We start from the raw sequence: 11,960 nt of genomic DNA on the forward strand, positions 1-11,960 counted from the left end.
AGATTGCAAGCCTAGGTTATTCATCCTCGAGATCAATATTTATGCCTAATGATCGAATTTCTTTTAATAATACATTAAAAGACTCAGGCATACCTGGTTCCATATTATGGTTACCATCTACAATGTTTTTATACATTCTAGTTCGACCATTAACGTCATCAGATTTTACTGTAAGCATTTCCTGTAAAGTATATGCTGCACCATAAGCTTCTAATGCCCAAACTTCCATTTCACCAAATCTTTGACCACCAAATTGAGCTTTACCACCTAAAGGTTGTTGAGTAACTAAACTATAAGAACCTGTTGAACGAGCATGCATCTTATCATCAACTAAATGATTAAGTTTAAGCATATACATATATCCAACAGTAACCTGTCTTTCAAATTTCTCGCTAGTTCGTCCATCAAATAAAGTGATTTGACCAGATAAAGGTAATCCACTTAATTTTAATAACTCTTTAATTTCATGTTCTTTTGCACCATCAAAAACAGGACTTGCAATTGGCATGCCTTTTTTTAGGTTTTCAGCTAAACATAATATTTCTGTATCACTAAATTTGCTTAAATCAACTTTTTGGCGAAGATCTGTACCTAAATCATAAGCACGTTGCATAAATTTACGTAATTTAAGTATTTCTTCTTTTTTCTTTAACATTGCATTAATTTTATCGCCTATACCTTTAGCAGCCATACCTAAATGTGTTTCAAGAATTTGGCCAATATTCATGCGTGATGGTACACCTAAAGGATTTAATACAATATCAACTGGAATTCCATTTTCATCGTATGGCATATCTTCTATTGGATTTATTTTTGAGATAACTCCTTTATTACCATGGCGCCCTGCCATTTTATCTCCTGGTTGAATTTGACGCTTTACAGCAAGATAAACTTTAACTATTTTCAATATGCCAGGAGCAAGATCATCACCTTGAGTGATTTTACGACGTTTATCTTCTATTTTTTTCTCAAATTCCTGCTTTAGTTCTTCATATTGATGTTTTAATTGATTTAATTGTTCTTTTTTAGTTTGATTATTAACATTGATTTTTAACCAATGCTCACGCGGTATTTGATTTAGTTCATTAACTGTAATGTCACTGGATAATAATACTGATTGAATACGATTAAAAATACTAGATTCTAAAATTTTCTTTTCTTCAGATAAATCTTTTTTTGCTTGTTTCAATTGCATTTCTTCAATTTCTAAAGAACGCTTATCTTTTTCTATGCCATCTCTAGTAAAAATTTGTACATCAATAACTGTACCAGATACACCATTTGGTACCCTTAATGATGAATCTTTTACATCAGATGCTTTCTCACCAAAAATAGCACGTAATAATTTTTCTTCAGGTGTTAGTTGTGTTTCACCTTTAGGAGTTACTTTCCCTACTAAAATATCCCCACCAATTACTTCTGCTCCAATATAAACAATACCAGATTCATCTAATTTAGAAAGTGCAGCTTCGCTTACATTTGGAATATCAGCAGTAACTTCTTCTGGACCTAATTTAGTATCACGTGACATACATGATAATTCTTGAATATGAATACTGGTAAATCTATCTTCTTGAACTACACGTTCTGAAACTAAAATAGAATCTTCAAAATTGTAACCGTTCCAAGGCATAAAAGCGACACGCATGTTTTGTCCTAAAGCTAATTCACCAAGATCAGTAGATGGACCATCTGCTAATACATCTCCTCTATCAATTTGTTCACCTAAAGAAATACATGGCATTTGATTAATGCATGTATTTTGGTTAGAACGAGTATATTTAATTAAATTATAAATATCTATTCCAACTTCATTATTTTGCATTTCTCTATCATTAACCTTAACAACAATGCGAGAAGCATCTACATATTGTACCAGACCACCACGTTTTGCTACTATTGTAACTCCTGAATCCACAGCTACTGCTCGTTCCATACCTGTACCAACTAATGGTTTATCAGCACGTAAAGTTGGTACAGCTTGACGTTGCATATTTGCACCCATTAAAGCACGATTAGCATCATCATGCTCAAGAAAAGGTATTAATGAAGCACCAACAGAAACTATTTGTTGAGTAGATACATCCATATAATCAACTTGTTCTTTATTAAATAAGCCAGATTCACCTTTATTGCGACAAATAATTAGATCATCTATAAATTTGCCATTATTATCTAAATGTGCATTTGCTTGAGCAATAACATAATTACCTTCTTCAATAGCAGATAAATAGTTAATTTTATCAGAAACAACACCGTTAAAAACACAACGATATGGTGTTTCCAAGAATCCGTATTCATTTGTTTTTGCATATACAGATAAAGAATTAATTAAACCAATATTTGGACCTTCTGGAGTTTCAATGGGACAGACACGACCATAGTGTGTAGGATGAACATCTCTTACTTCAAAACCAGCTCTTTCACGTGTTAAACCCCCTGGACCAAGAGCAGAAATACGACGTTTATGAGTAATTTCAGATAATGGATTATTTTGATCCATAAATTGGGATAACTGACTAGAACTAAAAAATTCTTTTACTGCTGCTGAAATTGGTTTAGCATTAATCATATCTTGAGGCATTAAAGTATCAAGATCGCCTAATGATAAACGCTCTCTAACAGCACGTTCAACGCGGATTAAACCAATACGAAATTGATTTTCAGCCATTTCACCTACTGAACGAATGCGACGATTTCCTAAATGATCGATATCATCTATTTCACCTTTACCGTTACGAATATTTATTAGTTTTTTCATTACGTCAATTATATCTTCTTTACTAAGAATACTAGAACCTTCTATTTGATCTCTTGCTAATGAGCGATTAAATTTCATACGACCTACAGCAGAGAGATCATATCTTTCTTCAGAAAAAAATAAGCTTTCAAAAAGATTTTCTGTAGCCTCTCTTGTTGGTGGTTCACCTGGTCTCATCATACGATAAATTTCAATAAGAGCACTTAATCTATCAGTAGTTGGATCAATTCGTAAAGTTTCAGATATATAAGATCCGTGATCTAAGTCATTGATAAATAATGTTTCAATTTGTTTATGACCTAATTTCTTCAATTTATCTATTAATTCTAATGAAAGATATGCATTAGCTGGTGCTATTATTTCATTTGTGTTGTAGTCATGATAATTTTTAGCTAAAATTTTTCCTATAAGATATTCAGTTGGTACTTCAATGTATTGAATATTATTTTTTTCTAATTGAATAATATGACGTGAAGTGATACGACGTGATTTTTCAATATATATCTTTCCGTTAATTTCAATATTGAAAGTAGCAGTTTCACCACGCAATCTTTCAGGAATTAACTTCATTAATATTTTATTATCATAAATATTAAATATATTTTTTTCAAAAAAAATATTTAGAATATCCTCAGTAGTATAATCTAGTGCACGCAGTATAATAGTTGAAGGTAATTTACGTCTACGATCAATACGAATAAACAGATTATCTTTGGGATCAAATTCAAAATCTATCCAAGAACCTCTATATGGAATTATACGTGCATTATATAATATTTTTCCTGAAGAATGGGTTTTACCTTTATCACTATCAAAAAAAACACCGGGACTACGATGCAACTGAGAGACAATAACACGTTCGGTACCATTAATAATAAAAGTACCATTTTCAGTCATAAGTGGAATTTCCCCCATATATACTTCTTGTTCTTTAATATTTTTTACGGTGTTTTCAGATGAAAAATCACGTTCATAATTTACTAATCTTAACTTAACTCTCAGTGGAGCAGAATAAGTCGCACCACGAATTTGACATTCTTTTACATCAAAAACAGGATCACCTAAACGATAGCTAACATATTGTAATTCTGAATTACCACCATAACTTATAATAGGAAATACAGAACGGAAAGCAGCTTCTAGGCCATATTGACCATCTGGATCATGTTCAATAAATTTTTGAAATGAGTCAAGTTGAATAAAGAGAAGGTAAGGAACGTCTAAAACTTTTGGACGCTTACCAAAATCCTTACGGATTCGTTTTTTTTCTGTATAAGAGTAAACCATTATGGCTCCTCAACTAGCTGATAGGTCGACCTGTTATAGGTCTTTTTTTACAGATATTTCTTGCAATTTTATAAAATTCACTTATATATCTAATTAATTTTTATATTTAATTATTTCAATAGAAAAGGCTGGTGATTTTTAAGTCACCAGCCGTCAGCCTTGCTATAGCTAGACTGTAAGCTAAAATATTTTATTTAACTTCAACTTCAGCTCCGGCCTCTTTTAAAATCACTTCTAAAGCTGCTGCTTCTTCTTTATTAATTCCTTCTTTAATTACACCAGTTGCTTCAACTAAATCTTTAGCTTCTTTTAAACCTAATCCAGTTGTTGCACGCACAGCTTTAATTACGGCTACTTTATTTGGACCAATGGATTTTAATATTACATTGAATTCAGTTTTTTCTTCAATGATTTCAGTTGGACTATTATTTACAATCACCTTAGAAGAAACACCGAACTTTTCTTCCATAGCAGAAACTAAATCAACAACTTCCATTACAGACATATTAGAAACAGCTTCTAAAATTTGGTCTTTAGTTATAGACATTACAATTGTTCCTAAAATCAAAAAACTTTATAAATTATTAGATAACAGAAAAATTTGAATTTAAATCACGTTTTTTACATTATGAATAGCAGTCAGAACACGAACTATTTTTCCCGCAGCTGCTTCTTTCATAGTAAACATTAAATTTATTATTGCTTCTTCATACGTAGGTAAATCTGCTAAAAGATCAATATTATCTGCATCAATAAATTTATTTTCAAAAGCTGCAGCTTTGATTTTGAATGTTATATTTTCCCTTGCAAAATCTCTTAACAAACGGGCAGCTATACCAGGATGTTCGATGGAATACGCAATTAATGTTGGACCAATAAAAGTGTTTGTTAAGCACTTAAACTGTGTATGTTTAACAATCCTATGTAGTAATGTATTACGAACTACATATATATATACACCAGATTTACGAGCTTGTTCTCTCAATTCAGTTATTTTATCTACAGTAACACCACGGAAGTCGGCAACGACTGCCGAAATTGATTGTTTTGCTATTTCATAAATTTTAGTAACAATCTTTTTTTTATCTTTAAGACCTAGTGGCATCGGTTTGCGCTCCTAAAATTAATCGGAGAAGATTTTTGAAAATAATTTAACTTTTATCTGAATTAAATTTGAATAAACAAAAATAACGAAATTTACTCAATTAAAGAGAATGCATTTTCCTGATATTTCTAACATTTATATACTATCAATTTAATATATACAAGGTAATATTTAATTTATATTGAATAATTATTGCTAATTACAAATTAAAAACATGATCTTACGTAAAATTATTGCTTATTTCAAGATATAATTTCAATATATTAAATATTCAAACTAGCCAGATCAATTTGAATTCCAACACCCATAGTACTTGAAATACTAATTTTTTTTATATAATTTCCTTTGGATTGAATAGGCTTTGCTTTTTTTAAATCAGCAATTAGATATTCTAAATTTTCTTTTAATTTATTATCTTCAAAATTAATCTTACCGATTGTAGTATGGATAATACCATTTTTATCATTCTTATAACGAATTTGACCAGATTTAATATCTTTAACAGTTTTTGCAACATTAGAAGTTACGGTACCCATTTTAGGATTTGGCATCAATCCTCTAGTACCTAAAATTTGACCTAATTGACCAACAATATTCATTGCATCAGTAGATGCAATAACAACATCAAAATTGATATTACCTTTTTTAATATGCTCAACAAGATCTTCCATACCTACAAGTGTAGCTCCTTCTTTTTTAGCTTCATCAGCTTGTATTCCCTGAGCAAAAACTGCAATGCGCAAAAGACGACCAGTACCGTGAGGTAAAATAGTTGCTCCACGTACGTTTTGATTAGATTTTTTAGGATCAATACTTAAATTAATGGCAACATCAATACTTTCTGTAAATTTAGCTGTAGCCAATTTTTTTAGCATAGAGATAGAATCTAAACAACTATACTTTTTTGCTAAATCGACTTCATTAATTATTTTATTCATACGCTTATTTACTTTTATCATTATCAATCCTCTATGACTAATCCTATAGAAATAGCAGTTCCTACAATAGAGCGAGATATTGCTTCTATATTTGATCCTGTCATATCTATTGCTTTAATTTTTGCTATCTCGAGAATTTGCATACGATTAATAGTACCAATTTTTTCTTTGTTAGGTTTACTAGAACCTGATTTAACACCTGCAGCTTTTTTTAAAAGAACTGCAGCTGGAGGAGTTTTTGTGATAAAGGTAAAAGTACGATCAGTATATACTGTAATAATAACAGGTGTTGGCATACCTTTTTCTAATGATGCAGTTGCAGTATTAAAATCTTTACAAAATTGCATAATATTAACGCCTTGTTGACCTAAAGCAGGGCCAACAGGTGGACTAGGATTTGCCATACCAGCAGCAATTTGTAATTTAACATATGCCTGAACTTTTTTAGCCATATACTTCCTCATTATTATTATTTTTTAAATATAATCCGTGAACATAAATTAACAGCTAATATTTATGGCAAATCAATTCAACCTTTTTCTACTTGAGAAAAATCAAGTTCTACTGGTGTAGCTCTTCCAAAAATTGAAACAGATACCTTTAATCGACTTTTTTCATAATCCACTTCTTCTACTACGCTGTTAAAATCAGCGAATGGACCGTCATTTACTCGAACGATTTCACCTGGTTCAAAAATTGTTTTCGGACGTGGTTTATCACCCATTTCTTGCAGTCTGTTGATAATAGTATAAGCTTCTTTGTCACTAATAGGAGATGGTCTATCAGAAGTTCCACCGATAAAACTCATAACACGCGGAACGTTACGAACTAAATGCCATGTAGCATCGTTCATCACCATTTGGACTAATACATAACCAGGAAAAAATTTCCTTTCACTTTTTCGACGTTGACCACAGCGAATTTCAACAACCTCTTCAGTGGGAACCATAATATCCCCAAACATGCTATCCATATTATACAATTTAATGTGTTCACGCAATGATTGCGCCACACGGCCTTCAAAACCTGAAAACGCCTGCACAACGTACCAACGTTTTTTTGGAACATCAGACATTTTACAACCTCAGGGTAGTAACAAATGACACCAAACGGACTAGAATATTATCTAATCCCCATAAAATTAATGACATTAATATAGTAACAGCTATAACAATTAAAGTTATCCGGAAAGTTTCTTGATAAGTAGGCCAAGTAACTTTTTTTATTTCAGCCTTTGATTCACGTATAAAAGCTGAAAAATTTTTACCTGTTTTTGTTGAAAATAAAATACAGATAGAGATTATAACTAATGTAATTATAGCTATCATACGCAAATATAATGTTATTTTTTTGCAATAATAATTAAATAAAATTGCAGTTAGCAAAGACGTTAATATAACCACCCACTTTGTTACTTCTAAGCTAAATAAACTTACTTTAGCTTCGTTATTAGTACTCATAAATATCCAACCTGCTAAAATAATTCTAAAACTCTTGAAATAACATATTGATTTTTAGAGATCATTAAAGATCGGAAAAGTATATTAACTAAATGATTCTTTATAACATAATTTTATTAATCTATTACGTATTAAAATACGTTTATAAATTAGATAAATTTTATTTGATAAATATATAATTATTAAAATCTAATTTATATATAAACATAATATTTATGATCAATCATCGTAACAATATCAATTAATTTGTTAATTTAAAACCAATAATAGTATTTCAGAAAATTATTTATAATATAATCGAAATTTTACATTTGTAATATATAAATTTTTCATAAATCACCTTTAATTTTAAAAAACGATGCTGATACCCAGAATTGAACTGGGGAACCTCGCCCTTACCAAGGGCGCGCTCTACCAACTGAGCTATATCAGCATACGTGGAGCGGGTAACGGGAATCGAACCCGTATCGTTAGCTTGGAAGGCTAAGGTAATAACCATTATACAATACCCGCATATATTGAATATTTTAATTAAATTAGAAATAATTGAAATTTAATTATGTACTTCATGTTTACTTAACTAAAATTTTTATTATAAAAAACTACACAACAATATTAAATGAAAAAATATAATCGCTCATCAACAAAATATGTATAGATGATGGTGGGAGAAGGATTCGAACCTTCGAAGTCTATGACGGCAGATTTACAGTCTGCTCCCTTTAACCGCTCGGGAATCCCACCTATATTCGGTGCCGGCTACCGGATTTGAACTGGTGACCTACTGATTACAAGTCAGTTGCTCTACCAACTGAGCTAAGCCGGCACTAAACAGTACTTATTTTAGAAGTGTTATTTATATGATGCAACAAAAATTTTAAAAATAAACAAATGATTTACGTATAATTAAATGATTTATCATATATAAGATATTGAATTTTTTTGTATTTTATACAAAACCACTATTATATAATTTTTATATTTTTTAGATTATAATAACTTGCTTTGGTAATAAACTGTCAATAATAAATAAATTAGATTATAGCAACTAATTATTTTATTTATTGTTAATAATATTTCATAAATTAACTAAAAATAAGATTATAACTTAAATTTACTTTTTTTTACAGAAATAATTGTATCTTTACGAAAGATAATTATAATATTAACATATTTGTTATATATTTTTGCATTTAAAATTTAAAAAATACTTATTTTTTAAAATCTATTTATTATTAATAAAAATTATTATAATGACAAATCTTTATTTAGTATTTAATCGTGAAGAATGGGCTAATTTAGGTCATTCAATTCCATTACATTTATCAAATGAACAATTTGGTAAATTAAAAAATATTAATTCTGGTTTATCTATTAATGAAATTACAGAAATTTATTTACCGCTTTTATATTTGCTAAATTATTTTATTAAATCAAATAATTATCATCATAAAATTATTGGAAATTTTTTAGGTAACAAAATAAAAAAAATACCTTATATAATTGGTATATCGGGAGGTGTAGCAGTTGGTAAGAGTACTATAGCAAATTTATTACAAGTACTATTAAAGCAATGGTATACTAAGAATAATGTAGAACTAATTACAACTGATTCTTTTTTGTATCCGAATAAAATACTTATAAAAAAAGGTTTAATGGAAAAAAAAGGATTTCCACAATCTTATGATGTATGTCGTTTAATTAAATTTCTTTCAGATCTTAAATCAGGTGTTGAAGTTATATCACCAATCTACTCACATATTATTTATGACATAGTTCCTAAAAAAAATAAAATTATTAAACAACCAGACATTTTAATTATTGAAGGATTAAATTTATTACAAAGTACACCAAAATATTCATTTGGTAGTCAGATATTTATTTCTGATTTCATTAATTGCTCTATTTATGTTGATGCGGTTGAGGCATTGTTAAAGAATTGGTATATTAGTCGTTTTTTGAAATTTCGCGAAAACGCTTTTACATATTCAAATTCATATTTTCATAATTATATTAATATATCCAAAAAAGAAACTATAAAAATTGCTAAAAATTTCTGGCAAAAAATTAATGGATTAAATCTTAAAGAAAACATTTTGCCAACCAAAAGACGTGCAAATATAATTTTAACTAAAACAAAAGATCACAGTATCAATTTAGTAAGTTTGAGGAAATAGTAAAAAAATAAACCATTTTTAAATTATAAAAATTGCCAACAATATTCAGAATAACCTAAGCTATTGTAATTTTTATACAGTTCTTAATGATATTTCTCCTCCTAACCATGATTGAATTTTTCCATTATTTTCTAATATTAAAGCTCCTCTATTATCTATTCCTCGAGAAATACCATGTAGTTCTCTTTTACCAATAATTAATTTAACATACTTATTAGTAAAACTATCTAGATTTTTCCAACGTAATAAAAATGGACTAAATCCCTCTTTTTCAAAAATAGGTAAAAATTTACGAAAATTTTTAGTTAAATTCACTATAAGATCATTTCGATTAATATCGTATCCTATTTCTTTTAAAGTAATCCATTGAGAATTAATTTTTAGATTATTCTTAAAATTATTTAACATACTAATATTAATACCAACTCCGATAATAATTTTTGTATAATTATATCTTATTTTATTTATTTCAATTAAAATTCCTGCAAATTTACTTCCATTAATATAAAGATCATTTGGCCATTTTGTATATATATTTTTTACACCTAACGATTGAATTGTTTCCGCTACTAATACTCCGATAACTAATGCAATACTTGACAAAATATTTCTTTTGTGTTTTAATTTCCAACACATAGACATATAAACGTTACAACCAAAAGGAGAATACCAACACCGCCCATGACGTCCTCTTCCAACTATTTGATGTTCAGCAACACAAATATCACCAGATCTTAAAAAATCAATATGATCTAGTAGATATTGGTTCGTAGAATTAAGAACAGGAATAAATAAAACAGTGTCTTTTCCCAGTTTTGATTTAATTTCTTTTTCATTTATTAATTTTATGGAATTCAATAAATAATATTCATTCTCAGATGTAATATGTGTATCCAGTCCCCAACTTTTTAAAATATTTATTTTACTACTTAAACTTGATATAGATATACCTAAATTTTTACTTAGTCTATTTCCAGAATATATTTTGCCATTAGATAAAATATCTATTAATTTTAATTTAATATTCATTGTTTATGAAATCATCTCAATTGCGTTACACTCGCCTTGTGCTTTAATAAAGCGTACTTCTGGTTCAAGCCATATATCAAATTTTTTACCCACTCTTACACGTATTTCTCTAGCTAGAGATAAAATATCTTGTGGAGTTGCTTGTCCTGTATTAATTAATATTAGTGCTTGCTTATTATAAATAGTTGAACCTCCAACATAGTATCCCTTTAAGTTACATTGATCAATCAACCAAGCAGCAGCCAATTTTATTTGATTATTTATGCAAGGATAAAAAGGCATATCAGGGAAATACTTTAATAGTAGAGTGGCTTTTTTCTGAGTAACTATAGGATTTTTAAAAAAACTACCAACATTACCTATAATTTTAGGATCAGGTATTTTGCGGTTACGTATAAGAAAAATTTCATTAAAAATATCCCAAGCAGTAACCGGATTTAAATATTTTAAATCATTATATGTTAATACTGGTTTCCATTTTTTTTCTAATGAAAAACCTACAGAAATAATTACAAAATTAGTCCAATATTTATTTTTAAAAATACTATCACGATAAGAAAAATTACATTCATTACTATAAATTCTTTTGATCTTGCCATTATTTAAATGCATCACATCTACATAATTACATACATCCTTTAATTCAACTCCATAAGCTCCAATATTCTGAATTGGAACTGATCCTACTGTTCCAGGAATCCAAGCTAAATTTTCTAATCCAAAAATTCCTTTTGTCAACATATTTTGTACTAATTCATGCCAATTTTCTCCAGCTCCTATGTGTAATTTCCATGTTCTAGTATCTTCATAAACTTTTATACCCTTAATTCTATTAAGAACAATAATACCATCAAAATCTTCAAGAAATAAAACATTACTTGCTTCTCCTAGAATTAGAAATGGTAATTTAAGAAATTTACTAAACTTCCATGCTTCTAAAATAGTTTCTTTATTTTTTGCGACGATAAGAAATCGGGTACCAATATCAAGCCCTAGAGTATTATTTACTTTTAAAGAGCAATGTTTATTAGACATTATTCAAATCATCTTAATTAAATATACAATTATCTTAATAAAAATTTCAAACAAAACTAATGTATTAGATAATTAATGCCTGGCAGTTTCCTACTCTCACATGGAGAAACTCCACACTACCATCGGCACTACGACATTTCACTTCTGAGTTCGGCATGGTTTCAGGTG

At 28.9% G+C, this 11,960-nt stretch carries 10 protein-coding genes, 4 tRNA genes and 1 rRNA gene; 1 reads left to right on the forward strand and 14 read right to left on the reverse strand.

Annotated features, from left to right (window positions below; genetic code table 11):
• Nucleotides 1-16: 16 nt before the first annotated feature.
• From rpoB to CRV12_RS01710, 11 genes are all read right to left on the reverse strand, one after another.
• Nucleotides 17-4,048 carry a DNA-directed RNA polymerase subunit beta gene (gene rpoB, locus CRV12_RS01660; protein WP_136130902.1) on the reverse strand — a complete coding sequence of 1,344 codons (4,032 nt, stop codon included), beginning with the start codon at nt 4,046-4,048 and terminating at the stop codon, nt 17-19.
• 190 nt (nt 4,049-4,238) lie between these two features.
• Nucleotides 4,239-4,595 (reverse strand): 50S ribosomal protein L7/L12, encoded by a 357-nt coding sequence (gene rplL, locus CRV12_RS01665; protein WP_136130903.1) that lies wholly within the window; start codon nt 4,593-4,595, stop codon nt 4,239-4,241.
• Between the two features lie 60 nt (nt 4,596-4,655).
• Nucleotides 4,656-5,153 (reverse strand): 50S ribosomal protein L10, encoded by a 498-nt coding sequence (rplJ, locus tag CRV12_RS01670; RefSeq protein ID WP_136130904.1) that lies wholly within the window; start codon nt 5,151-5,153, stop codon nt 4,656-4,658.
• Between the two features lie 263 nt (nt 5,154-5,416).
• Nucleotides 5,417-6,112 carry a 50S ribosomal protein L1 gene (gene rplA, locus CRV12_RS01675; protein WP_136130905.1) on the reverse strand — a complete coding sequence of 232 codons (696 nt, stop codon included), beginning with the start codon at nt 6,110-6,112 and terminating at the stop codon, nt 5,417-5,419.
• 2 nt (nt 6,113-6,114) lie between these two features.
• Entirely contained in the window at nt 6,115-6,543 is a 429-nt protein-coding gene (gene rplK, locus CRV12_RS01680) for a 50S ribosomal protein L11 (protein ID WP_136130906.1), read from the reverse strand.
• 77 nt (nt 6,544-6,620) lie between these two features.
• Complete coding sequence (gene nusG / locus CRV12_RS01685; protein WP_136130907.1) at nt 6,621-7,166, reverse strand: transcription termination/antitermination protein NusG; 546 nt, start codon at nt 7,164-7,166, stop codon at nt 6,621-6,623.
• A 1-nt stretch (nt 7,167) separates the two neighbouring features.
• On the reverse strand, nt 7,168-7,551 hold the full coding sequence (gene secE, locus CRV12_RS01690) for a preprotein translocase subunit SecE (protein WP_136130908.1): 384 nt from the start codon (nt 7,549-7,551) through the stop codon (nt 7,168-7,170).
• A gap of 359 nt (nt 7,552-7,910) precedes the next feature.
• Nucleotides 7,911-7,984 (reverse strand) — tRNA-Thr (locus CRV12_RS01695).
• A gap of 5 nt (nt 7,985-7,989) precedes the next feature.
• Nucleotides 7,990-8,064: transfer RNA gene (locus CRV12_RS01700), tRNA-Gly, on the reverse strand.
• Between the two features lie 149 nt (nt 8,065-8,213).
• A tRNA-Tyr gene (locus CRV12_RS01705) sits at nt 8,214-8,295 on the reverse strand.
• A gap of 9 nt (nt 8,296-8,304) precedes the next feature.
• A tRNA-Thr gene (locus tag CRV12_RS01710) sits at nt 8,305-8,377 on the reverse strand.
• Nucleotides 8,378-8,804: 427 nt separating this feature from the next.
• Here CRV12_RS01710 and coaA point away from each other — a divergent pair.
• On the forward strand, nt 8,805-9,728 hold the full coding sequence (coaA, locus tag CRV12_RS01715) for a type I pantothenate kinase (protein WP_136130909.1): 924 nt from the start codon (nt 8,805-8,807) through the stop codon (nt 9,726-9,728).
• Nucleotides 9,729-9,800: 72 nt separating this feature from the next.
• Here coaA and birA read toward each other — a convergent pair whose 3' ends face one another.
• The 3 genes from birA to rrf form a co-directional block, all read right to left on the reverse strand.
• Nucleotides 9,801-10,757: a bifunctional biotin--[acetyl-CoA-carboxylase] ligase/biotin operon repressor BirA gene (birA, locus tag CRV12_RS01720; RefSeq protein ID WP_136130910.1), complete on the reverse strand. Its 957-nt coding sequence runs from the start codon at nt 10,755-10,757 to the stop codon at nt 9,801-9,803.
• A 3-nt stretch (nt 10,758-10,760) separates the two neighbouring features.
• Nucleotides 10,761-11,792 carry a UDP-N-acetylmuramate dehydrogenase gene (murB, locus tag CRV12_RS01725; protein ID WP_136130911.1) on the reverse strand — a complete coding sequence of 344 codons (1,032 nt, stop codon included), beginning with the start codon at nt 11,790-11,792 and terminating at the stop codon, nt 10,761-10,763.
• A gap of 77 nt (nt 11,793-11,869) precedes the next feature.
• Nucleotides 11,870-11,960, reverse strand: a 5S ribosomal RNA gene (rrf, locus tag CRV12_RS03960); the annotation flags it as partial.

Source organism: Candidatus Pantoea edessiphila (genome assembly GCF_002933315.1).
Taxonomy (GTDB): domain Bacteria; phylum Pseudomonadota; class Gammaproteobacteria; order Enterobacterales; family Enterobacteriaceae; genus Pantoea_C.

Excerpts from the sequence above, each read along its gene's own strand:
- rplK (WP_136130906.1), bottom strand. The coding sequence starts at position 6,543 with ATGGCTAAAAAAGTTCAGGCATATGTTAAATTACAAATTGCTGCTGGT.
- secE (WP_136130908.1), bottom strand. The coding sequence starts at position 7,551 with ATGAGTACTAATAACGAAGCTAAAGTAAGTTTATTTAGCTTAGAAGTA.
- rpoB (WP_136130902.1), bottom strand. The coding sequence starts at position 4,048 with ATGGTTTACTCTTATACAGAAAAAAAACGAATCCGTAAGGATTTTGGT.
- rplJ (WP_136130904.1), bottom strand. The coding sequence starts at position 5,153 with ATGCCACTAGGTCTTAAAGATAAAAAAAAGATTGTTACTAAAATTTAT.
- rplA (WP_136130905.1), bottom strand. The coding sequence starts at position 6,112 with ATGATAAAAGTAAATAAGCGTATGAATAAAATAATTAATGAAGTCGAT.
- murB (WP_136130911.1), bottom strand. The coding sequence starts at position 11,792 with ATGTCTAATAAACATTGCTCTTTAAAAGTAAATAATACTCTAGGGCTT.
- coaA (WP_136130909.1), top strand. The coding sequence starts at position 8,805 with ATGACAAATCTTTATTTAGTATTTAATCGTGAAGAATGGGCTAATTTA.
- rplL (WP_136130903.1), bottom strand. The coding sequence starts at position 4,595 with ATGTCTATAACTAAAGACCAAATTTTAGAAGCTGTTTCTAATATGTCT.
- birA (WP_136130910.1), bottom strand. The coding sequence starts at position 10,757 with ATGAATATTAAATTAAAATTAATAGATATTTTATCTAATGGCAAAATA.
- nusG (WP_136130907.1), bottom strand. The coding sequence starts at position 7,166 with ATGTCTGATGTTCCAAAAAAACGTTGGTACGTTGTGCAGGCGTTTTCA.